Raw genomic sequence first — 23,362 nt, 5'->3', positions numbered from 1 at the left:
GGAGCAACGTCATGACCCAAGGTGATAAATCCGCCTACACGGACAAGCAGAAGCGCAAGGCGGCGCACATCGAAGAAAGCGAAAAGGACAAGGGCCGCTCGGCCCCTGATGCCGAACGGATCGCGTGGGCCACGGTCAACAAGCAGGATGGCGGTGGCAACAAAAGCGGCAGTGGCCGCAAGGATGCCAAGGACAGCTGACCCGGCCGGGGCGGGACGTCAGCGGGCGGTTCGGGCCGGCGGCGTCGGTGCTGCGCCGCGCCGTACGCCGGCTGCCTGCACACGGCGTACGGCGGCGATCGGAACCGCTTCCGCCCGCCGCTGCGCCGGCCACCACAGGAACACGAACGCGCTGCTGGTGCCCAGCAGCCGCGCCTGCCCCGGTAGTGCGGTGGCATCACCGATCAAGTGCACGGTCACCGTATCACCGGCGCGACGATCGCGGATGTCGTCGCCACGCTGGGATACGTACCCGGCTGCCGCCACCGCCATGAACAGCGTCACGGCTACGGTCATCGCGGTCAACGGACGCATCCGCGTGGCCTCCCAGCTGGTGAACACCGAACGCCCCAGCAGCAGTCGCCACAACCGGTTGCGACCTATCAAGCGAGCAACCGTGTCCGGATTGCGCAGGCGCAACGTCTCCGGCCAGGTGACCAGCAATACCAGCAGCATGCCCAGCAGCAACAGGCCGATGTATACCGGGTCGCGCACGCCGGCGACCAGGAAGTCACTGGCCTGCAGGTAATCCAGGATCGATACCCCGAATCCGCGATAGAACCAATAGCTGCACCACAGGCCCAGTGCCGAGACCAGCAGGTAAGCGGTGGTGAACAGCAGCGCCGGCTCGCGCTGCATGCGGCGGGAAGCCTGCAGCACGATCGAATCTTCGTTGCCCTCCGAAACCGGTATCAGCGACCAGTCAAACGCCCTGGGCGACGTCCCCGCCCGTGCGCCTGCCGGCGTTGGATTGTCACTGCTGTCCATGGCATCCCCCTGTCTGCTGCGTAGCATCGGCCAAGTTGCAGCGCAGCGGTAGTGTCTGGCTCGCTCGACACCCCGAGAGCTCACTCGACACCTGGCCACGCCGGGCGCTCAGCCACCCGTCAGCCTTTTCACGGTGGCTGCGCATGCCCCATGGGCATGGTGGGAACATTCGAACAAGGAGTCCCCGATGCTGCCTACGCGCTTGCCCCTCTCTTCCCTGCTGATCGCCTGCCTGGGCCTGGCGGCTACGCCCTTCGCGATGGCCCAGTCAGCGGATGCGTCCGCGTCCAGCGCAGGCGCTGCCGCTACCACCCCGCCGGTGAACATCGAGCCACGCTCGCCCCTGCATGCGCAGGTGTTGCTGGACCGGGCCAACTTCTCGCCCGGCCAGATCGACGGCGAGGTGGGCTCGAACCAGCGCCGTGCCGTTACCGGCTTCCAGGCTGCACGCGGGCTCAAGGTGACCGGTGAGCTGGACGAGGCAACCTGGCAGGCGCTGCAGGCCGACAGCACCAACATCCTGGTGCGCTACACGCTCACCGCCGAAGACGTGGCCGGTCCATTCCAGCCTACGCCGAAGGGGCCTGCCGCGCAGGCGCAGCTCGAAGCGCTGGGCTTCGGCTCGGTGGCCGAAGCGCTCGGCGAGCGCTTCCACGCCTCCCCGGACCTGCTCAAGGCGCTAAACCCGGGCATGGATCTGGGCAAGGCCGGCACGTCGATCCAGGTGCCGAACATCGGTAGCGGCGCCTTGCCGAAGGCGGCGAAGGTGCTGATCGACAAATCCGATTCCACCCTGCAGCTGTTGGATGACCAGGGCAAGGTGCTGGCGCAGGTTCCTGTCTCCTCTGGCAGCCAGCACGATCCGCTGCCAATCGGTGAGTGGAAGATCCTCGGCGTTGCGCGTGATCCCACCTTCCACTACAACCCCAAGCTGTTCTGGGACGCGAAGAAGGGTGACAGCAAGCAGACCCTGCCGCCGGGCCCGAACAATCCGGTGGGCGTAGTGTGGATCGACATTTCCAAGCCCCATTACGGCCTGCATGGCACGCCCGAGCCGGGCCATGTCGGCAAGACCGAATCGCATGGCTGTGTGCGCATGACCAACTGGGATGCGCTGCGCGTGGCCGATGCCGTGGGACCGTCGTTGACCGTGGTGATGCAGGAGTAAGCCGATGCGCGTGATGCCGTTGATCGCAGTGGGGTTGGTGGTGGGTATCGGCACCGGTTGGTGGCTGTTCGGCCAGCGCGGCGCGGCGGTGGACATCGCGCCGGTGGATCCGGCGTCGGTGATCGCCGTGCCGGGTGAACCGGCGCGGTCGCCTTCGTTGACGCCCGAAGCCGTGTCCGGACCGTCTCGTTCATCGCTGCAGGTGGCCGCTGCGGCGCCGGCCCTGCCGGTTGCACCGGCGGTCGCCACGCCTGCCTCCTCACCCGCGTCCCGCGGACTGCTGTTGCCGGTGCAGGGCATCGCGCCTTCGCAGTTGCAGGACACCTTCACCGATGCGCGCAGCGAGGGCCGGGTGCACGATGCCATCGACATCATGGCGGCCGAAGGAACGCCGGTGCTGGCGGTGGCGGACGGCCATGTCGAGAAGCTGTTCGATAGCGACAAGGGCGGACTGACGATGTACCAGTTCGATCCCGACGGCGTGCACTGCTACTACTACGCGCACCTGCAGCGTTACGCCGACGGGTTGATGGAGAAGAAGCAGATCAAGCGTGGCGAGGTGATCGGCTACGTGGGCAGCACTGGCAACGCCGATCCGCAGGCACCGCACCTGCACTTTGAAGTACATGTGCTGGGACCGGAGAAGCAGTGGTGGAAGGGAGATTCGATCAATCCGTATCCCTTGCTGACGGGGCGATGATCCCAGGAACGGGCATACCGCGCGAAGAGCCCGCTGCGCTCGCCGACCATGGGTCGGCGCTACCGGGGTAGCGGGTTTCTGGTAGCGCCGAGCCATGCTCGGCGGATTCCATCAGCGCGCGTCAGACGCGCAGCTCACCCTGATCTTCGCCATCCCACCAGGTGATGCGCGAGGCACGCACGTGCAGCAGCACGATGCCCGGGGTATCGATGCCCTGCTCGAACCAGCGCTCCAGGTCCTTGACCCAGTGCTCGGCGAAGGTGGCCTTGTCCGTATGCAGGTGGCAATGGCCCTGAACGGCGACGAAGATCGGCGGCTTGCCCAGCAGCGACTTGGCACCGGTGAATGAAAGTCCCACCTTCGGATCGCGGCGGATATCGGCCACCATGCGCGTGTTTTCGAAGGTGAAAAACCAGCTGTCACCGTCGTAGTCGACGTCGCCGTTGTTGCTCATCGGCCGCGCCGCATGCTCACCCCCGTCGGTGGTGGTCTGCAGCATGACGAAATCGATGTCGGCCATCTTCTTGGCCAGGTCCTGCAGGGTGTAGGCGCTCATCGGTGATTCCTGGTGGGTGATGCACCGAGGGTGGGGCGGCCGCGGTAAATGCACCGTGTAGGGCCAGCGAGGGCGATGTGCAGTGTCGCCGATGAGGGCATGCAGTTGCGTGCCCGGGGGAGAGAAAACACCCCTGGTTCTCCGCCGCCCCCCGTGGGGCAACAACAGACTGACTTCGATATGCGTTACAGGATGCCAGTCCCGGCGTGTGCTGTTGCATCCCCCCGCGCATCCTCGAGGCGGTGGCGCGCTCGCGATATGGGTAATGTGTAAAACACCTGCACGCAAGCGCTGGCGTCTCGAATGCAGTCACGACGTGCCCTGACGGCGTCGCCGACACATGAGTCTTCCGTGCGCGAGGTCACTCCTCGCTCCAGTCATCTGGTCACAGACTCACAGTTGCGCACACCATGTGCGCGAATTCTGGAGGAGTCGATGACCATTACAGCCACGTCATGTGTGACCGCCCTGCTTCTCACCGCAAGCGTGCTTGCAACCAGTACGAGTGCACATAGCGCCACCGCCAGCCAGAATCCCGGGGTGGCGGCCTGCTCGGCCGCGTTTTCACAATCGCCCGCCAGTCAATCCTGCGTCTCGCGAGGCATCGGCGGGAGGGACGATGGATACTGCGTGATGAGGGCCGTATGCACCACAGCCGATGGCTCGCCAAGTCCCTCAACCGGCGCATTCTCGCTGACGGAGATGGCGACACTGCACAACTGCGATGGAAAGCTGAGGGCTGGCGGCTGCTGATTGCCCCGCCCGATGCGGTGAGCCCCGCAGATGCGGGGCTCACCGGGTATGCACTAATGCTCGCTCTGGATCAGGCAAACGGGTCCTGCAGGACCATGGTGTGGTCACGGTCCGGACCGGTCGACACGATGCTGATCGGGCAACCGGCCAGCTCTTCCAGCGAACGCAGGTAAGCACGTGCGGCCGGCGGCAGGTCGTCCCAGTTGGTGATGCCGTGGGTGTTCTCGGTCCAGCCCGGGAATTCCAGGTACACGGGCGTGCACTCTTCCCAGCCCTGGCCATCCAGCGGCGCGTACTCGGTGCGCTTGCCACGGTATTCGTAGGCGATGCAGATTTTCAGCTTTTCCATGCCATCCAGCACGTCCAGCTTGGTGATGCACAGGCCGCTGATGCCGTTGATGGCCACCGCGCGCTTCAGCGCCACGATGTCCATCCAGCCGCAGCGACGCGGCCGACCGGTGGATGCACCGTACTCGGCGCCACGGTCACGGATGCCCTGGCCGATTTCATCGTCCAGTTCGGTCGGGAACGGGCCACCGCCCACGCGCGTGGCGTAGGCCTTGGCGATACCCAGCACGTAGTCGATGGAATCAGCGCCCACGCCGGCACCGGCCAGTGCACCACCGACGGTGGTGTTGGAGCTGGTGACGTACGGGTAGGTGCCGTGGTCGATGTCCAGCAGCGCGCCCTGCGCCCCTTCGAACAGCACCCGCTTACCCTGCTTGCGCAGGTCGTGCAGGATGCCGGCCACGTCGGACTTCATCGGCTGCACGTACTCGCCGAAGGCCAGCGCTTCGTCGAAGGTCTGCTGGAAATCGACCGCGTCGGTGCCCAGGTACTTGGTCAGCACGAAGTTGTGGTAATCCAGCGCAGTGCGCAGCAGTTCTTCCAGCTGCGCCGGGTAGTGCAGGTCAGCGATGCGGATGCCGCGACGCGCCACCTTGTCTTCGTAGGCCGGGCCGATGCCACGGCCGGTGGTGCCGATCGCCTTGCCACCGGCAGCGCGTTCGCGCGCCTGGTCCAGGGCGATGTGGTACGGCATGATCAGCGGCGCGGCCGGGGAGATCTTCAGGCGCGAACGCACTTCCACGCCGGAGGTTTCCAGCTCGGCGATTTCCTTCTGCAGCGCGGCCGGGGAGATCACCACGCCGTTGCCGATGAGGCACAGCGCATCGGCGCGCAGGATGCCCGACGGAATCAGGTGCAGGACGGTCTTCTTGCCATTGATGACCAGCGTGTGGCCGGCATTGTGGCCACCCTGGAAACGTACTACGGCACCGATTTCCTCGGTGAGCAGATCGACGATCTTGCCCTTGCCTTCATCGCCCCACTGGGCACCAAGCACTACGACAGACTGACCCATGACGGGCTCCTCGAATTGTGTGCGGCCATCGGGGCCGCGGACGGGTAAACCGTGGCGAGGCTGGCCAGCGCGGGGTGGCGGCTCCAACGGGGAGGCGCCGGCGATGGAGGGCCCGGACACGGAAAAAGCCGAACGGGAGGCCCGTCCGGCTTTTGTGCATTATCCGGGTTTCGGGGGGCAGGTGCCACCCTGTGCCGGCGCCATGGGTCAGCCCGTGTTGGGGTCGGCGGCGGCCTGCACCGGCGCCGCCTGGGTGAACATCCGGTCAAACGGGGCCGAGGGGCGCGGCTCGCAACCGAAGGCCTCGTCGAATGCTTTGAGCGAACGCCCCAACTCGGCCCGGAACGGGCCCGGCGGATGGTGATCCTCGCTGATCTTCGCCCGGAGCTGGGCCGCGGTGGGGTTGGCTGCATGCAGTCCGGCCGCTGCAACGAAGAACCGTCGGTGATCGAACGCCCTGCCCTCGCGCGCGGCCTCAGCCTCCCCGGCACGCCGGCCGGCGCTTAATCCACGCAGGTCACACGCCGCTTCGCCACGCATTCGCTGGGCATCGAGCTGGGGCTCGCTGCTCCACAGGTCCCCGATGCGCTGGCCGATGGCCGCGTTCTCCTGTTCCATCATCGCCGCGCCCACTGCACTGAGCGTGCACCCATCAACCATCAAGTGACCCAGTTCATGCCCGAACATCACGCCCAGCGTCGCCCATTCGTGCTCCGCTGATGTCGCCCCTGTCTGCACGCTTCTCAGCAGCGCCGGCGTGGTGAACACCTGCCCGTCCAGCACGTTGGTGCCCATTGCAAGGTGGTGGGCCGGACTGCCGGCGCGGCTTGCTCCGGCCGGATCCTCGATGATCTCGATATCTTCCCGCACCTTGAGTCCGGCAAGGCGCTGCAGGTTGATCGCAAACGAAGGCGACGCCACGAAACCGCTCCACTCCATGTCTCGCCCGTCGTCCAACCGCAGGCTGGCGTCGTGCAGTACCTCCTGCAGCAGGCGTATATCCTCCACCGGCAATGACGATGCTGCCAGGTCCTCCAGATAGACCTGCTTCACACCCTCGAACAGGGCCCTTGCCCGGGTTTCCAGTGCGGGGGCGGCGCTGCTTCCGTACCACGCCCCCAGCAGGCGGCGCCCGCCACGGGAATCCTCCAGCCGGTGCAGGAGCTGTCCGGGCTCGCGCCCAGTCTGCAGCAGATGCTCCATCCGTCGTGCCTGCTGGCAGCGCAGGAAGGCTTTCCACTCGGGCAGCGAACGGCTGCTCAGCAGGCCATCCAGGCTCCGGCAGGTTTCCACGCTGGTGAACAGCGCGGTCATGGGATCCAGCCTGAGCGCGCTCCACACCTTGGCCCAGGGGAAACCCGGCAATGCGAGGATCGCCTGGGACAGGCTGTAGGACCCCATACGCATCGGTTCCATCGGCACGCGGGCCAGCTCGGCTTCCATGTCGAAGATACCGCCAGCCGCTTGTTCTGCTTCCCCCTGCGGCATACCGGTGTGTACCAGCAGCCGGGCGATATCGGCCTTGTGCGCCAGCACGGCCGGATGTGCAGGCGGGAAGCCGTACAGTCCAGCGGGCTCGGCCGGTTGCAGCGCCAGGCCGACCACCAGCACGCCGGCGCGGAAGTAGCGTTCCAGCCCCAGTACGCTCTCCTGCCCCTTCAGCATCGAGGCGCAGATGTGTTGCATGACGTCGTCCATGCTGGCCAGTGCTGCGATCTCATCGCGCTGCGCAGCGAACGCGCTCCACGACCAACCGCCGACGTCCCGTGCACTTGCCCAGGTCAAGGCAAGTGCCTGCTCCGCGCCGGGCGCATCCGGCGATGCGTGGGCCAGGTCGTCCAGCATCTGCGCCTGTAGGATCTTCTTGGCTTCGCTGAAGAAACTGGGCGCGACGGGCCCGGCAGGATGCTGGAGTTTCCAGAACCCGTTGGCGTACTGGTCCAGGTCGGTACACGGATCGGCGAACCAGGCCGCGATGCCCTGCCACAGCAGCGACCGACCGCCGCCCACGCTCTCTTCGGCCACCAGCAGCGCCTCCTGTTCGGCCAGCTCCGCCAGCGGATGCCTGATCTGCGGCAACACTGCGGGATGGAACGCATGCAGCGCGGGGGCCTGTTGCACATCAGACTGCGTGGCCCCAGCGGACGGGTCGCTTGGCGAGACGACGCTGCGCGGCAGCAGCCTGCCGATTCCAGCGGCTGATCGGCCGGGCTGCAACGGGGGTGTGGCCAGCGAAGGCGCCGGGGCGTCGCTGATCCTTGCGGCAGCACCGGCGAGATGGCTCCCCGCCAGCAACATCACCGTACCGGCGGCCAAGGTGGCGCGCGCGTTCCAGGGCTGGTTCGCCACCCGCCACACCATGCCAGCGGGCTGCCGCGGCACACGCTGCAGATGGCCGGAGACCGGCCTGCCCCGTTGCATCTGGAGATACTCGTTACGTCCGTTCATGTCGCGTGCAACGCCATTGCTCACTGGCATCGTTCGTTCCCCCACACCATGGAGGTTCCGACGCTAGCAACGGGATTTTCAGCGAGACATAGCCGGACACGACAACGCGCGAATTCTGCAGGAAAGGCGCATTCCTAGTGGCGTGCCCACCACAACAGGCTCAAGCCCGCCAGCAAAACCAGCCCGCCGAAGCTGCGCAGCGCCGGCCCGGGCAGGTCCATCAAACGCTCGGCCATGCGTTTCCACGCCAGTGGCGCGGCAAACAACAGCAGGCCTTCCAGCACGGCCACCAGGCACAGCGCGGCGAACAGGTCTTTCATCCAACTGCTCCACAAAAAGCACGGGGCCCGGACATGCCGGGCCCCGTGCGGAAACGATGGCGACTCAGCGGTCGCTTTTCAGGTACTGCAGGAACGGATCATTTTTGTCCAGCACGATCACCCCGTTGCCATCGGTCAACGAGTTGCGATAGGCCTCCAGGCTGCGGGTGAACGCAAAGAACGACGGATCGGCCGAACCGGCCTGGCCGTAGATCCGCGTGGCTTCGGCATCACCTTCACCGCGCATGCGCTGGGCATCGCGCTCGGCTTCGGCCACCAGCACCGTCGCCTCGCGGTCGGCCTGGGCGCGGATGGTGAGCGACTGCTCTTCGCCCTCTGCCCGCAGCTTGGCCGCTTCCTGCTTGCGCTGGGCGCGCATGCGCTCGTACACGTCGTTGATTACCTGGCTGTCGGTTGGCAGGTCGATCTGCTTGATGCGCAGGTCGATGATCTGCATGCCCAGGCCCTGCACCGCTTCGTTGATGCCGGTCAGCTGGTCGGCGATCAGTTCGCTGCGGTCACCGGACACCAGCTCGGTCAGCGAACGCGAGTTGATCTGGTTGCGCAGCGAATCGGTGATGATCGGTGCCAGGCGGGCGTTGGCCACGCGCGGATCGCCGCCGGTGGCGCGGAAGTAATCGCCCACGTTGGAGATGTAACCGATGGCGAAGAAGTCGACGCTGACGTCCTTCTGTTCGGCGGTGAAGTAACGCGCCGGCGCGGTGTCGAGCACCTGGAAGCGGCGATCGAACACGCGCACCGTTTCCACCAGCGGCACCTTGAAGTGCAGGCCCGGCTTGATGTCCGCACGGACCACGCGGCCCAGGTTCAGCACCATGCCGGTCTGGTCCTCACGGACCACGAACACCGACCCCAGCAGGCCGAACAGGATCACGACCACCAGGCCGATCCACAGTGAACTCCTCATTGGCTGCCCTCCTCACGGCCGCTCGGTCGCCCCGTCGGACGGCCTGTCGGCCGGCCTGCATCACGCGGGGTGGGGCTTGCACTGCTGCCGGTCACGGCAGGCAGCACGACATCCGGATTGGACAACGGCAGCTGCGCTGCACCGGTCGGGCGTGTTTCGCCCGGGAACGGCACGTACAGCACCTGGCGGCTGTCGCCACCGATCACCTTGCGGTTCTCGGCCAGCACCTGCTCGACCGTTTCCAGCCACAGGCGCTTGCGGGTCACGTCCGGCGCGTTCTTGTACTGCTGCTGCAGCAGCGTGAAGCGCTGGGCATCACCTTCTGCACGCGAGACCACGGCGGCCTTGTAGCCTTCGGCGGTGGTACGGGTGCGGGCGGACTGGCCGCGCGCTTCCGGAACCACCTTGGCCGCGTAAGCCTGCGCTTCGTTGATCAGCCGTTCCTTGACCTGCTGCGCACCATTGACCTCGTCGAAGGCCGGCTTCACTTCTTCCGGCGGACGCGCATCTGGCAGGGTCAGGCCGGTCACGGTGACGCCGGTGCGGTACGCGCCCAGCAGGGTCTGCAGGCGGGTTTCGGCGGCGGTCGCCAACGGGCCACGGTTGTTGAGCACCGAGTTCAGGTCGGCACGACCGACTTCTTCGCGCACCGCGCTCTGCGCCGACTGCTCCAACACCTGGTTGGCATCGAAGGTGCCGAACAGGAACAGGCGCGGGTCATCGATGCGGTACTGCACGTTGAGCGAGACGTTGACGATGTTCTCATCGCGGGTCAGCACCGGCACCGAGACCGAGAAGGTCTTGATCTCCGTGGCGTTGACCTTGGTCACCGACTCGATCGGCCAGGGCAGCTTGAAGCTGGGGCCTGGCTGCAGGATGCGCGAGAACTGGCCGAAGCGCAGCACCACGCCACGCTGCTGTTCGCCGATCAGCTGGAAGCTGGAGAACAGCAGCAGCAGGACCGCCGCAATGACGATCCAGCGGACGATGCCGCCATCGAACATGTCTTTCAACGGCCCCGGGAACCCACCCCAGCCACCACCAAATCCGCCGCCGCGGGGCTTGGAAGGCCCCCGCCGGTTGTCTTCGGGACGTTGTCCGTCCCTGTTGCCGCCGGGTGTATTCCAGGCCATGCACGCTCCATCTGAATTGGGCCGCGCCACGGGCCCTTCCCGTGACACCAGCCTTGTACCGGTTTCCCTGATTCTACAAGATGGGGCGGACCAGAAGAATTGGAAGGGGGTAAGGTGACATTTCCCCGTCAGCGAGCGTTCCAATGTCCCTGCCCGACAGCTTCAGCGCCTTCCGTATCCACAAGGACGAGCACGGCCACCACAGCGGCCTGGCGCCGCTGCAGGTGGACGATCTTTCCCCCGGGCAGGTGCTGATCCGCGCGCAGTGGTCATCGGTCAACTACAAGGACGCCCTGGCCGGGACCGGCCGCGGCCGCATCCTGCGCCGCTTTCCGCTGGTCGGCGGGATCGACGTGGCAGGCGTGGTGGTCGCTTCGAGCGTCCCGGCCTGGCGCGAGGGCGATGCGGTGCTGGCCACCGGCTGCGGCCTGAGCGAAACCCGTGACGGCGGCTACAGCCAGTATGTACGGCTGGAATCGAGCGCGGTCATCGCCCTGCCGGCCGGGCTGACCCCGCGCGAGGCGATGGTTCTCGGCACGGCCGGCTTCACCGCAGCGCTGGCCCTGCTGCGCATGCAGGACAACCGCCTGACGCCCGGGCATGGGCCGCTGGCGGTGACCGGTGCCAGCGGCGGCGTCGGTAGCCTGGCCGTGGATATCTTCAGCCGCGCCGGCTATGCCGTGCATGCGGTGAGCGGCAAGCCGGAGCAGGCCGACTGGCTGCGCGCGATCGGTGCCAGCGAGGTGCTGCCGCGTGAAGCGCTGGCCGACACTGCGCCGCTGCAGTCGGCCCGCTTTGGCGGTGGGCTGGACAATGCAGGCGGCCCGATGCTGGCCAGCCTGCTGGCACAGACCGTCGGCTACGGCAGCGTGGTCAGCGCGGGACTGGCCGCCGAGCCTTCGCTGGAGATGACCGTGATGCCGTTCATCCTGCGCGGCGTCTCGCTGCTCGGCGTGTCCTCGGCCAGTGCACCGCGGGCGCTGCGCGAGCAGGTCTGGGAACGGCTGGGCGGCGACTGGAAGCCGGTGCACCTGGACGCGATCTGCACGCGGGAAATCGGGCTTGCCGAGCTGCCGCCGGTCTTTGACAGCATGCTTTCAGGCGGCTCGCGCGGGCGCACCGTGGTACGGATCGACTGAACGTCGCAGGCGGGCGACGGACGGCACGTTGTCGGCTTCTCCCCGGGGCAAGCGGCACACTACACTGCGGCATCACCTGGGGAGCAACATGGCACGCATCCTGATCGTCGACGATTCACCATCGCAGCTGTTGGGGATACAGCGCATCGTCGAGAAGCTGGGCCACCAGATCCTGACCGCCACCGATGGGGCGGCCGGCGTGGAAACCGCGCGCGCCGAACTGCCGGACCTGGTGCTGATGGACGTGGTGATGCCCAACCTCAACGGCTTCCAGGCCACCCGCACGCTGGCCCGCGATGAAACCACCCGCCACATCCCGGTGATCCTGGTGACCACCAAGGACCAGGACACCGACCGCATGTGGGGCATGCGCCAGGGCGCGAAGGCGTATATCACCAAGCCGTTTTCCGAGGACGAACTGTCCGAGGTACTGGAGCGCGTGTTCGCTGGGCAGCCCTGACGGGGCGTTGGTCGAACGGGTGAGACCCCCTCGCGGGTGACTGCTGTTTGAAGCTGCAGCTGGGTTTGGGCCGGGCGGTGGGGCTGGTCGGGGGACGGGTACACGTCATCGCATTCGCGCTGCCGCTCCCACGCTTTGCTGCGCAAACCGTGGGCCCCGTCTCACCAGCCCCCACACCCCGCCGCTTCGCGGCCGCCCCTGACTCAGGGGCTCCCTCCACCCGACGCATGGCGCGGCCTTGGTAGCGCCGACCCATGGTCGGCGGAATGTTCCCGCCGACGGCCCGCTGCGCTCGCCGACCATGGGTCGGCGCTACCAAAGCGCCATGGCCGCCATGGACCTGTCGAAGGTGGGGCGGGGTGGCTGTGCAGGACCGTCTTTTCGCATGGATGCGAAAAGCGAGCCTACACGGACGTACTTGTGGCGTGTCCTGCACACCCACCCCGTCCCGCAAACACGCAGCCATGCAGCTTTTGACGTTGCTGTTGGCTGCGCTTCAAGCCGTGCGCAGCACAACACCCCCTCAGATCGACTCGCCGAACGCTTTGGCCAGGTTTCGGTAGGCCTCGGCCTGGGCCTCATCGCTGGCCGCCGGCGCCACGATCTCCAGCTCCACGATCTGGTCACCGTCCGGATTGCCCGGCAGGCCCCGCCCGCGCAGGCGCAGCCTGCGCCCGGCATCGGATCCAGCGGCTACCTTCAGTTCCACCGCACCGCCCAGCGTCGGCACGCTGATGCTGGTGCCCAGCGCCGCCTGCCACGGCGTCACCTGCAGGGTGTACAGGATGTTGCGGCCGTCCACTTCGAACTGCGGGTGCGCGGCATATTCCACTTCCAGCAGCAGGTTGCCGCCGTCGGTGCCCTGCCCGCCCAGCCGGATCACCTGGCCCGGCTTGATGCCCTTCGGCACGCGCACGTCCAGCTGGCGGCCGTTGACGGTGATACGCAGGGTATCGCCGTTGTAGGCCGCTTCCAGCGGGACGGAAAGCTTGGCCCGGGTGTCGCGCTGCGGGGCATGGCCGCCACTGCTGAAGCCCGGGCCCGGGCCGCGCGCGGCGCCGCCGCGCTGGCGCGCGAACAGGCTTTCGAAGAAATCGCTGAAGCCGCCGTTGGCACCGCCTGCGCCGCCGCCGAACACTTCCTCGAAATCGAAGCCACCGCCCCCGCCGTAGTTGGGCGGGACGTTGAACTCCTCGCCCGGCCGGTAACCCTGGGCCTTCAGCTGGTCATACGCCGCGCGCTTCTGCGGGTCGCGCAGCGCCTCGTACGCCTCGTTGATGCCCTTGAATTTTTCTTCCGCGCCGGCTTCCTTGCTGACGTCCGGGTGGTACTTGCGCGCCAGCCGCCGGTAAGCGGTCTTGATCTCAGCGTCGCCCGCGCTGGGCTCCACGCCCAGGGTGGCGTAGTAATCCTTGAATTCCATCGTGCTACCTCGATTGATCCGTCGGCACCGGGGGCGCCAACCCGCGCCTATTCTAGCGGCTGCCATGTGCAGGCCCAGCCCAGGCTGCCCCGTGACCCGCCAGATCGGGCATGCACACGGGATTTTCAATCCGTTGACACGGCCATCCCATCGGCGTGCCTACGCTGCTCGCTTACCAGGAGCCCCCCCGATGAGCATCCAAGCCGGCGAGCCGATTCCCGAAGTAACCCTCAAACGCATCCGCGACGGCGTGGAGACGATCGACACCAAGTCCCTGTTCGACGGCCGCAAGGCGGTGTTGTTCGCGGTGCCCGGTGCCTTCACCCCGACCTGCTCGGCACGTCACCTGCCCGGTTTCATCGAGCACTTCGCCGAATTCCGCCAACGCGGCATCGAGGTCTACTGCGTGGCGGTCAACGATCCGTTCGTGATGAAGGCGTGGGGCGAAAGCCAGCACGTGCCGGACGGGCTGCTGATGCTGTCCGACGGCAACGGTGAACTGGCCCGCGCACTCGGCCTGGAAATAGACGCCAGCGCGTCCGGCATGGGCATGCGTTCGCGTCGGTTCGCCCTGTACGTGGACAACGGCACGGTGCGCGAAGCCTGGATCGACGCGCCCGGCAAGTTCGAGGTGTCCTCGGCCGAGCACGTACTCCAGCACCTGCCTCACTGATCGACGCACCACCGCAACCAACGAAGGAGAAAAGGCCAGCCATGTCAAAGCCAGCCAAGCACCCGCATCCCGCCCATCCCGCCGGCATCAGCGATCGCCAGGTCCTGCGCGACAACGCCCGGCGCAACATCGAAGATGGCGCGATCACCGATACCTACAACGCCGACCGCAAGGCGGTGATCCAGTTGCTCAACGATGCGCTGGCCACCGAATACGTGTGCGTGCTGCGCTACTACCGCCACTACTTCATGGCCAAGGGCATGCTCGCCGATGCGGTCAAGGCCGAGTTTCTGGAGCATGCCCAGCAGGAGCAGGCACATGCCGGCAAACTGGCCGAGCGCATCGTCCAGCTGGGCGGCGAGCCGGACTTCAACCCGGACACCCTGACCGCACGCTCGCATGCCGAGTACAAGGAAGGCACCGACCTGCGCGACATGGTGCGCGAGAACCTCATCGCCGAGCGCATCGCCATCGACAGCTACCGCGAGATGATCAACTTCGTCGGCGACAAGGACACCACCACCAAGCGCATCCTGGAAGAGATTCTGGCCCAGGAGGAAGAGCACGCTGACGAATTCGCCGACCTGTTGGATGGCTGGATCGGCAAGTAGACCGCCCTCAACGCACCACGTTGAACCGCACCTGGGTCCAGGCCCCATCGCTGGCCAGTGCGGTCAACGTATGCCGTCCCGGCTGTCCGAAGCGCTGACTGAAAGGCTGGGCGCCGCGGGTGCGGGCGATCCAGCGCCCATCCAGCAACCAGTCGATGTCGTGCTCGCTGCCGAGCGCGCGCAGCTGCAGGCGCACGCCATCGACGGCACCCGGCGCGCGCGCCACCGACGCCCCGTCGTTGAGCCCGTCGATGTGCAGGGCGATGCTGGCCTGGCGCCCGTCGTCGCGGCAATCCGGCGCCAGCGCAGGCAATTGCGAGGCCGCACGTGCCGCCTGCGGCAACCACGGTGACAGCAGCGCCGGCCAGCGCGCGACCTCGCGGTCTTCCACCGCGTGCGGCGCAGTGCAGTCGGCGGACAGGCGCAGGCCACTGTGCGGGTCGGCCTGGTAGCGCTGCCGGCCCGGCTGCCAGCGCCGCGCATCGCGCTCGGCGAAGGTCGGCGGCACGTTGCCGTCGAGCAACCATGCAGTCAGTCGCCGCTGGCACAATCCATCGGGCAGTTCGCTGGCCAGGCCACCGGTAGGCCAGCACACATCGCCCTGGCTGACGCTGGCCGGGCGCGGCGGTGGGGCGCTGGCACGACCCTGCCGCGGCAGGCTGTCGACCACCTCGAACATCAGCGGCAGTGCAGTCACCGCACCGTACTGTCCCGGCAACGGTGTGCCATCCGGCCGCCCTACCCAGACTCCCACGGTGTACTGCCGCGTGCTGCCGATCGCCCACGCGTCGCGGTAGCCGTAGCTGGTGCCGGTCTTCCACGCCACCCGCGGCCGGCCCCCAAGGTCGAAGGTATCGGTGCCCTGCCCGGGGCGCGGATTGGCTTCCAGCATTTCGCGCACGATCCACGCTGCCCCCGGCGACACCAGCCGGCGATCCAGCACCGGATCCGAATCGGTGTAGCGCACGCGGCCGGCGATGCCATCGCGGTTCAATGCCGCGAAGGCACCGACCAGGTCCTCCAGCCGCGCGCCGGTGCCGCCCAGGATCAGCGACAGATTGGGCGAGCTTCCGCGTGGAAAGCGCAGCTGGATCCCGGCATGCGACAGCCGCGCGGCGAAGCGCGCCGAACCGACCCGGTCCAGCAGGTCCACCGAAGGCACGTTGAGCGAAAGGCGCAGTGCGGTGGCTGCGCTCACCGGGCCATTGAAGGCCTCGTCGAAGTTGCCGGGGCGGTAGCCGCCGAAACTCTGTGGTGCATCCACCAGCAGGCTTTCGGAGTGGATCAGCCCGTCATCCAGCGCCATCGCGTACAGGAACGGCTTGAGCGTGGAACCCGGCGAGCGCCAGGCCTGCACCATGTCCACGTGGCCCAGCCGCTGGCGGTCACCGAAGTTCAGCGTGCCAACATACGCGCGTGCCTGCAGGGTCTGGTTGTCGACCACCAGCAACGCCGCCGACGTCCGCTCGGGCAGCGTGGAGAAGTAGCTGGAAAGCCGGCCTTCCAGCGTGCGTTGCAGGTCGATGTCGATGCTGCTTTCGATGCGTGGTTGGCCCGGTTGCGCGGCATGCAGGCGCTGCGCCAACAAGGCGGCATGCAGCGGTGGACGCAGCGAACGGGTGACCACCGTTTCCACGCGTGCATCCTCCACCTCTTCGGTGGACCAGCGCCCCAGCGATGCCATCCGTGCCAGCACCTTGTCACGCGCCTGCTGCGCTGCCTGCGGGTGGCGGTCCGGACGCAGCCGGCTGGGCGCCTGCGGCAGCACCGCCAGCAGCGCGGCCTCGGCGTGCGACAGCTGCGCCGCCGGTTTGCCGAGGTAGGCCCAGCTGGCCGCTTCCACGCCCTCGATGGTGCCGCCGTAGGGCGCGCGCTCCAGGTACAGGGTCAGGATCTCGCGCTTGGACAGGTGCGCTTCCAGCTGCAGCGCGCGCAGCATCTGCTTGGCTTTGCCCCATGGCGTGCGCGTGTGCGGGTCGAGGATCCGCGCCACCTGCATGGTCAGCGTGGATCCGCCCGACACGATGCGCCCCTGCCCCAGCATCTGCGTGCTGGCGCGCAGCAGCGCGATCGGGTTGATGCCGGGATGGCGCCAGAACCAGCGATCCTCGTAGCCCAGCAGGGCCTGCAGGTAAAGCGGCGAGACCTGGTCCACCGATGCGGGATAGCGCCACACGCCTTCTGCATCGGCGAAGGCACGCAACGGGCTGCCGTCGCGCGCGACCACCAGCGTGCTGGTGTCACGCTGCTTCGGCAACGGCGGCGGGAACGCGAGGTCCAGCAGCAGCACCGCCAGCAGCAGCGCCGCGGTGCCCCAGCGCAGCCACGGCCACAACGGCCGCAGGCTGCGCCGCAACCGGCGCAGGCCGCGTTTGATCACCGGCGGCCCCGAGGGCAGGCCGCAGCGTGGCGGCCCGCCCGCCGGCTCACGGTTGCACCACCGTGATCGTGCTCGGGTTGCTGCGGCCGACGCCGCGCAGCTGCGGACGGTACATGTCTTCCACCAGCGACGGCGGCACCGTGTAGGTGCCCGGGGTGACCGCGCGCACCAGGTAGAACAGCGTCGCCTTGCTGCCGCGCGACAGGTTCAGCGCCGCCACGTAGCGGTCATCGCGGAACTCTTCGTGCTTCACGTCGGCGGCATCACCGCGTGCGCTGATGCCGATGCCGTCCACCACCACGTCGGCCCACTGCTTGGCATCACCGAGGTTGAAATTCTCGATCTCCAGCCCGGCCGGCAGCAGGTCGGTCAGCAGGGCATCGGGCATGCTGCTGTCCGGGGTGACGGTGACGCGCACGATCAGCGCCTCGCCTTCCTTCAGCGGACGCGGCGTCCACGGCTTGCCGTCGGTGCCGAACCAGCTGCGCTCCACCCCGATCACGCTGTTGTCCGGCGCCGGCGCGGTGCGCGGAATGCCCGCCACGTCGATGCTGGCGAACATCGGCGGCTCGCCGGCGGGCGCGAAGCGCACGCCACTGACCAGCTGCGCGGCATCGAAGCTGCGGCCGAACAGGCGCCGCTCGCCGATGCTTTCGGTCTGCGCGCCGATCACCAGCTCACCGGCCACCAGCTTCTTCTGGTTCGCGGCCAGCGCCTTGCCCAGGCGGGCGATGGCCACCTGTTCCTGGGTGCTCAGCCACATCCAGCCGCGGTTGCGACGCGTATCCAGCTCGCGCCCCAGATCCACCGAACGCGCATCCCAGGCCGGTTTGGCCAGGTTGTGCTCGTGGGTCAGCGCGATCATCAGCGCGTCATCGCGGATCGCGCTGCCGTAGTCGCCGAAGTACGACGGCCGTTCGCTGCTCGGCTTGGCGAAGCCGGCCGTGATGGCCGCTTCTCCGCGCTTGCGGTCGCCCTGCAGCGACAACGCCACGCCCAGGTGCACCAGCGGCAGGCCGCCGATGGCCTTGGCCCGTTCGTTGTCATACAGCGTACGCAGCGTGCCCAGCGGGGCGCGGTTGACCCGTGCCAGCACGTAGCCGGAGTAGGCCTGGTTGGCGAACTTCAGGTTGTCGCGACGGTCCTGGCCGTAGAACTGGTTGCCGCCGGACAGCAGGTCCTCGCTGAGCCGGTTCAACGCCTTCTGCAGCACGTTGTCGGGCACGGCGAAACCGGCATCGCGGGCATCCAGCAGGAACTCGGTGATGTACGGTGTCAGCCACGGATTGACGTAGCCGTCGTCGCCCCACATGGAGAAGTTGCCGTTGGCCACCTGCATCGAGGCCAGGCGACCAAAGGCACCTTCCATGCGCTCGCGGCGCACCTTGGCATCCAGCCCGTCGGCGCCGAGCATGGCCGAAGTGGCCTGGTCCAGGATCAGCGCGGCGTAGCCCTTGCTGGTGGTCTGCTCGGCGCAGCCATACGGATAGTTCAGCGCGCCCTGCAGCGCGCTGGCGAACGGGATCGGCGGCAGCGGGCTGACCAGCAGGCGCGCGGTCACCGATTCCGGCATCAGCCCGTCCAGCAGGCTGCCGTCCAGGCTGACCGCAGCCAGCGGATCCAGCGTGCGTACCTGCGAGCGCAGCACCTGCGGCCACGCCGCGCGCACCGGCAGGTCGTAGCGGCGATCGGCCTTGAAGCCGTTGCCGTCCACCCGCACGCGCACCTTGGCCACGCTGTGCCCTTCGCGCGCACTCAGCGGGAAGCTGAGCGTGGTCTTGGCGTCGGTCGCCAGCTGGACGGAGCGGGTGCCCTCGGCCAGGCTCAGCGGGCCTTCGGTTTCCACCCGCACGTTGAACTGCCCCGGCTTGCCGGTGAAGTTCTGCACATCCAGGGTGACCGTGCTGCGGTCGCCCGGGGCCAGCACGCGCGGCATGCTGGCTTCGGCCAGCAGCGGGGCGCGCACCACGGTCTCGACATCGCGCTTGCCGTAGCTCTCATCGGCATACACCAGCGCTGATACCCGTAGCGTACCGTTGAAGTCCGGCACCTTCAGCCGGACCCGGGCATTGCCCTTGGCATCGAGCTTCATCGGCCCGGTGAACAGGTCCACGGTCTGCACCCGCGCCGTCGGCCGCTTGGCCTGCGGCAACGCCGCCAGCGCCATGTCGCCGCCGAATTTCAGCTTGCCGCTGCTGCCGTCGAAGCTCTCGATGACGCGGCTGTAGATGTCATAGGCATCGATGCCCAGCCGGCGCTGCGCGAAGAAATGCGCCGCCGCATCGGGCACCGGGAAGCGGGTGATGTTGAGGATGCCCACGTCCACCGCGGACACGGTCACGTGCGCGACCTTGCCGGCCAGCTGCGGCACGCTCACGGTGACCGGCAGGTCCTGTTCCGGACGCATCTGCTTCGGCGCCACCAGGCCCACGGCCACCGTGCGCGCCTTGCGGTCCATCGGCACGTGCACCACGCCCACCGCGCGTGCCGGGGTCACCTTGCTCGGTGCGCTGCCGCCACGGAACACCAGCGCGGTGATGTACACATCGTGGCGCTCCCACTCAGCAGTGACCGGGATCTTGAAGGTGCTGCCCGGCTTGGCGTCGATATCCTGCACGTAGATCATGCGATCGGTTTCCACCATCAGCAGGCCACGGCCTGCGTGCGGCGGCGTCACCGTCACTTCCAGCGTGTCGCCGGCCTTGTAGCCGGTCTTGTCCAGGCCCAGCTTGACCTTGTCCGGGCGCGCATCCAGGCCACGGTTGTCATCACCCCAGCTCCAGCCGGCACGGAACGGGTAGCGGCTGGTCAGGCCGGTGGCCGGATCGAACACATCCACCCGGTACTCGCCCCACTCCACCGGCACGTCGAAGGCCACCGCGCTGGAGCCGGCATCGACGGTACGGGTGTCCTTGTTCTCGAAACGACGGGTGAAATCGTAGTCCCAGCGATTGTCGTTGAACGCCCAGTGGTAGTCGCGAAGCTCGCGTACCAGCGTTACCTTCAGCCCCTTGGCGGGCTGCGGCGTGCCGGCCGCATCCACGCGCATCAGCTCGAAGCGCGCGGTGCCGTTGGCATCGGCGCCATCGTCCGGGTTGAACAGCGGGCGCACGCCGACCAGCGCCGCGGCCGGCCACATCACCCGCTTGAGGGTGCGATTGACCGTGCGTCCACCGCTTTCATACAGGCTGCCCGACAGCACCACCGCCACCGGGGTCTTCGCCTTGGCGGCTTCTTCCGGCAGGTCCACATCCTGCTTCAGCCTGCCATCGGCCGGCAGCGTGGTATCCACCACATCCTTGGCTTCGCGCGGCAGGCTCACCGTCGGGTCGCCGAAGAAGTAACCCGGCAGGCCTTCCACCGGCTTTTGTTCCACCGCCACCGCCAGGCGCGCGGTGAAACGATTGCCATCGGCCGGTGCGCCATACAGATAGGCACCGTCGGCCTGCAGGCGCAGTGCATCACCGGGTTTGAGGCTCTTCTGTGCGCTGTCCAGGTCCAGCTTCATCCGCTCAGGCAGGAATTCTTCGATGCGCAGGGTCATGCCCTGGATCGCTTCCTTGCTGGCCGGATCGGTGCGGAACTCGACCTGCCAGCGGCCGGTCGGCGCATCGGCCGGGATCAGCTGCTCGAAGTTGAAGTAACCCTGTTCGCCGGGCTGCAGCTGGGTCTCGCGGAAGATCTTGCCATCGGGCTGCTTCAGCCGCAGGAACACCGGCTGGCGTGCCTTGGCATCCTTGCCCGGTGCCACCGGCTTTCCATCGTTGTCGCGCAGCAGCGCGGACAGCCGCACGGTCTCGCCGGGACGGTACAGGTCACGCCCGGACCAGGCGAACACATCGAACCAGGCGTTGTCCCGACCGGCCACCGCGAACTCGCTCAGGTCCAGCGCAGGCTGGTTGAACGGCAGGAAGCTGGTGTCCTTGCCGCTGCCGGCGACCAGCACGTGACCGGCATCCAGGGTGTAATCCAGCAGCGCGTTGCCATTGCCGTCGGTGCTGCCGCGCAGGACCACTTCGCCCTTGCCGTCCAGCACGCGCACGTCCACCTTCTTCAGCGGCGCACCGTCCTTCAGCGAGGCGGTGTGGACGAACAGCTTGTCCTTGTAGGCCCGGGTATGCAGGCCGATGTCGCTGACGCTGAAGAACGCCGTATCGAACTCACCATCAAAGGCACCGGTGCGCTTGAGCACGGCGAAGTACAGCCCCGGCTCCTGCAACTCCTTGATGTCCTGGGTCGGCAGGTAGGTCAGCACGCGCTCGTTCTGCTTGCCGCCCAGGATGAAGCGGTTGACGTAGACCGGCTCGGCCAGGCGGCTGATCGGCGTGCGTTCGCTGTAGTCGCTGTCCAGTTCCCAGCTGCCGCGGCGGCCGCCGCGCTGGTACTGGCTGAAGAAGGTCGGCAGTTCCTTTTCGCGCACGCGCAGGAACTCCACGTCCACTTCCGGCACGTTGACCGACACCACCGGCAGGCCGCGGCTGTCGCGCGCCGGCAGCACGCTGCCCTGCGAGGCGAAGCCGGCAACCGGGGTCAGCTCGCCGCTGAACACCTTCTGCCGCAGTTCCTTGCCCAGCCGGCTGCCGTCAGCGGCCAACAGGTCGGCCGACACCACCAGCGAGTATTCCTTGGCGGCTTCCACGAACGGGTAGCGCAGGGTCTTGCCGTCGTCGGACAGGGTCCAGCTGCTGTCATCGGTACCGACCTTTTCCTCGAAGCGCACCAGCGCATCGAAGTCCTGGGTACCGACCAGCGGGCGCGAGAACTCCAGCGCCAGCGACAGTCCATCGTTCTTCTGGTCCGGGTAGGCGCGCAGCAGGGCGAACTCGGTCACCTGCTCGGCCTTGGCGGTGATCGCCTCGCCGCTGGCGGCGGGCAGCTGCCCGCTGTCATTGCGGTTGCAGCCGGCCAGGCCGGCCAGCAGGCTTCCCGCCACCAGGGCTGCCGCCCATCCCCACTTCCGAAGCCGCAGCGGACCGGTCATGTCGTCACTCCTTGAACAAGGCGTGCATTATGCCGTCAGATCCTTGACGGCGGGGGTACTCTTGGTGGGTGACGACCGTTGGTCGTCACGCTGCTGCTGCCTTGGGCTGTGACGACCAACGGTCGTCACCCACCAGGCATTCGGGTCAAAGGGTATCGGCGGGGACGCGTACGCTGCCTTCCATCAATACCCGGGCGCTGCGGCTCATGATCGCCTTGGTCACGGTCCACTGCCCGTCCACGAGCGCCGCCTCGGCGCCGACCCGCAACGTGCCCGAAGGATGACCGAACACCACCGAGGTGCGCGCCCCGCCGCCTGCGGCGAGGTTGACCAAGGTGCCCGGAATCGCCGCGGCAGTGCCGATGGCGACCGCGGCGGTGCCCATCATCGCGTGATGCAGCTTGCCCATCGATAGCGCCCGCGCATGCAGGTCGATCGACGCGGCGGCAATCGCCTTGCCACTGGACGAAACAAAGTCCTGCGCCGGAGCCACGAAGGCGACCTTCGGCGTGTGCTGGCGGGTAGCCGCCTGTTCGATGCGCTCGATCAGCCCCATGCGCACCGCGCCGTGTGCGCGAATCGCCTCGAAGCGCTCAAGCGCGGCGCGGTCTTCATTGATGGCCGGCTGCAGTTCGGTGCCGGTGTAGCCCAGGTCGGCGGCGTTGAGGAAGATCGTCGGGATGCCGGCGGTGATCATGGTCACCGTGAAGGTACCCACACCGGGCACCTCCAGTTCATCGACCAGATTGCCGGTGGGGAACATCGCGCCGCCGTCCTGGTCGTCTGAAGGGTCGAGGAATTCCAGCTGGATCTCAGCCGCCGGGAAGGTCACCCCATCCAGCTCGAAATCGCCCATCTCCTGCACCTGGCCATCGCGCATCGGCACGTGGGCGATGATGGTCTTGCCGATGTTGGCCTGCCAGATGCGCACGGTGCACAGCCCGTCGCGCGGCACCCGCGCCGGATCGATGAAACCGTTGCTGATGGCGAACGGACCGACCGCCGTGCTCAGGTTGCCGCAGTTGCCGCTCCAGTCGACAAAGGCGCTGTCGATCGACACCTGGCCGTACAGGTAATCGACATCATGGTCGGGCACCGAGGCCGCCGAAATGATCACGCACTTGCTGGTACTCGACGTCGCCCCGCCCATGCCGTCGGTGTGCTTGGCATACGGATCGGGCGAACCGATCACCCGCATCAGCAGCGCATCGCGCGCCGGGCCAGCAACCTGCGCGGCGAGCGGAAGATCCTGCAGGCGGAAGAACACGCCCTTGCTGGTACCACCGCGCAGGTAGGTAGCAGGAATGCGGAGCTGCGGAAGAAAGGTCATGGGGTCAATC

Annotated in this window: 18 protein-coding genes; 7 read left to right on the top strand and 11 right to left on the bottom strand. The window is 67.4% G+C overall.

Annotated elements, in window-relative coordinates; genetic code table 11:
- Nucleotides 1-11: 11 nt before the first annotated feature.
- Nucleotides 12-200: a hypothetical protein gene (locus SOM47_RS06335; protein WP_414715772.1), complete on the top strand. Its 189-nt coding sequence runs from the start codon at nucleotides 12-14 to the stop codon at nucleotides 198-200.
- 18 nt (nucleotides 201-218) lie between these two features.
- Here SOM47_RS06335 and SOM47_RS06330 read toward each other — a convergent pair whose 3' ends face one another.
- A complete protein-coding gene (locus SOM47_RS06330) occupies nucleotides 219-986 on the bottom strand; it encodes a hypothetical protein (RefSeq protein WP_320505099.1) in 768 nt (255 codons plus the stop codon).
- Between the two features lie 259 nt (nucleotides 987-1,245).
- Between SOM47_RS06330 and SOM47_RS06325 the strand changes: the two genes are divergently transcribed.
- Nucleotides 1,246-2,154, top strand: a complete 909-nt coding sequence (locus tag SOM47_RS06325; protein ID WP_414715779.1) for a L,D-transpeptidase family protein — start codon at nucleotides 1,246-1,248, stop codon at nucleotides 2,152-2,154.
- Nucleotides 2,155-2,158: 4 nt separating this feature from the next.
- Nucleotides 2,159-2,854 carry a M23 family metallopeptidase gene (locus SOM47_RS06320; RefSeq protein WP_192083985.1) on the top strand — a complete coding sequence of 232 codons (696 nt, stop codon included), beginning with the start codon at nucleotides 2,159-2,161 and terminating at the stop codon, nucleotides 2,852-2,854.
- Nucleotides 2,855-2,975: 121 nt separating this feature from the next.
- Here SOM47_RS06320 and SOM47_RS06315 read toward each other — a convergent pair whose 3' ends face one another.
- The 6 genes from SOM47_RS06315 to hflK all read right to left on the bottom strand — a co-directional run bounded on the left by SOM47_RS06315 (nucleotide 2,976) and on the right by hflK (nucleotide 10,355).
- Nucleotides 2,976-3,410, bottom strand: coding sequence for a pyridoxamine 5'-phosphate oxidase family protein (locus SOM47_RS06315; protein ID WP_320505097.1), 435 nt, complete (start codon nucleotides 3,408-3,410; stop codon nucleotides 2,976-2,978).
- Between the two features lie 823 nt (nucleotides 3,411-4,233).
- Nucleotides 4,234-5,526, bottom strand: coding sequence for an adenylosuccinate synthase (locus SOM47_RS06310; protein WP_042613514.1), 1,293 nt, complete (start codon nucleotides 5,524-5,526; stop codon nucleotides 4,234-4,236).
- A 207-nt stretch (nucleotides 5,527-5,733) separates the two neighbouring features.
- Nucleotides 5,734-7,974: a gluzincin family metallopeptidase gene (locus SOM47_RS06305; RefSeq protein WP_320505096.1), complete on the bottom strand. Its 2,241-nt coding sequence runs from the start codon at nucleotides 7,972-7,974 to the stop codon at nucleotides 5,734-5,736.
- Nucleotides 7,975-8,108: 134 nt separating this feature from the next.
- Nucleotides 8,109-8,294, bottom strand: coding sequence for a DUF2065 domain-containing protein (locus SOM47_RS06300; RefSeq protein WP_042613512.1), 186 nt, complete (start codon nucleotides 8,292-8,294; stop codon nucleotides 8,109-8,111).
- Between the two features lie 64 nt (nucleotides 8,295-8,358).
- The gene (gene hflC / locus SOM47_RS06295; RefSeq protein ID WP_042613511.1) at nucleotides 8,359-9,222 is read right to left on the bottom strand and encodes a protease modulator HflC; all 864 of its coding nucleotides are present in this window, start codon (nucleotides 9,220-9,222) and stop codon (nucleotides 8,359-8,361) included.
- Nucleotides 9,219-10,355 (bottom strand): FtsH protease activity modulator HflK, encoded by a 1,137-nt coding sequence (hflK, locus tag SOM47_RS06290; protein ID WP_042613510.1) that lies wholly within the window; start codon nucleotides 10,353-10,355, stop codon nucleotides 9,219-9,221. Before hflK ends, hflC begins: the two co-directional genes overlap by 4 nt.
- Nucleotides 10,356-10,498: 143 nt before the next feature.
- Between hflK and SOM47_RS06285 the strand changes: the two genes are divergently transcribed.
- Together SOM47_RS06285 and pilH are read left to right on the top strand one after the other, a co-directional pair.
- Nucleotides 10,499-11,494 carry a YhdH/YhfP family quinone oxidoreductase gene (locus SOM47_RS06285; protein WP_320505095.1) on the top strand — a complete coding sequence of 332 codons (996 nt, stop codon included), beginning with the start codon at nucleotides 10,499-10,501 and terminating at the stop codon, nucleotides 11,492-11,494.
- An 88-nt stretch (nucleotides 11,495-11,582) separates the two neighbouring features.
- On the top strand, nucleotides 11,583-11,954 hold the full coding sequence (gene pilH, locus SOM47_RS06280) for a twitching motility response regulator PilH (protein WP_101099900.1): 372 nt from the start codon (nucleotides 11,583-11,585) through the stop codon (nucleotides 11,952-11,954).
- Between the two features lie 523 nt (nucleotides 11,955-12,477).
- On the opposite strand, the gene SOM47_RS06275 is transcribed toward pilH, so the two are convergent.
- Entirely contained in the window at nucleotides 12,478-13,377 is a 900-nt protein-coding gene (locus tag SOM47_RS06275; RefSeq protein WP_320505094.1) for a DnaJ C-terminal domain-containing protein, read from the bottom strand.
- Nucleotides 13,378-13,567: 190 nt separating this feature from the next.
- Between SOM47_RS06275 and SOM47_RS06270 the strand changes: the two genes are divergently transcribed.
- Both SOM47_RS06270 and SOM47_RS06265 read left to right on the top strand, forming a co-directional pair.
- Nucleotides 13,568-14,050 (top strand): peroxiredoxin, encoded by a 483-nt coding sequence (locus tag SOM47_RS06270; RefSeq protein WP_320505093.1) that lies wholly within the window; start codon nucleotides 13,568-13,570, stop codon nucleotides 14,048-14,050.
- 41 nt (nucleotides 14,051-14,091) lie between these two features.
- Nucleotides 14,092-14,661, top strand: coding sequence for a ferritin-like domain-containing protein (locus tag SOM47_RS06265; RefSeq protein WP_042613477.1), 570 nt, complete (start codon nucleotides 14,092-14,094; stop codon nucleotides 14,659-14,661).
- A gap of 7 nt (nucleotides 14,662-14,668) precedes the next feature.
- On the opposite strand, the gene pbpC is transcribed toward SOM47_RS06265, so the two are convergent.
- From pbpC to prpF, 3 genes are all read right to left on the bottom strand, one after another.
- Nucleotides 14,669-17,041, bottom strand: coding sequence for a penicillin-binding protein 1C (gene pbpC, locus SOM47_RS06260; RefSeq protein WP_320505092.1), 2,373 nt, complete (start codon nucleotides 17,039-17,041; stop codon nucleotides 14,669-14,671).
- A gap of 46 nt (nucleotides 17,042-17,087) precedes the next feature.
- Nucleotides 17,088-22,022, bottom strand: coding sequence for an alpha-2-macroglobulin family protein (locus tag SOM47_RS06255; RefSeq protein ID WP_320505091.1), 4,935 nt, complete (start codon nucleotides 22,020-22,022; stop codon nucleotides 17,088-17,090).
- A gap of 145 nt (nucleotides 22,023-22,167) precedes the next feature.
- Entirely contained in the window at nucleotides 22,168-23,352 is a 1,185-nt protein-coding gene (gene prpF, locus SOM47_RS06250; protein WP_320505090.1) for a 2-methylaconitate cis-trans isomerase PrpF, read from the bottom strand.
- Nucleotides 23,353-23,362 lie beyond the last annotated feature (10 nt).

Source organism: Stenotrophomonas sp. CFBP8980 (assembly GCF_034046095.1).
Classification (GTDB): Bacteria; Pseudomonadota; Gammaproteobacteria; order Xanthomonadales; family Xanthomonadaceae; genus Stenotrophomonas; species Stenotrophomonas lacuserhaii.
This window is presented reverse-complemented; position numbering and strand designations above follow the sequence as displayed.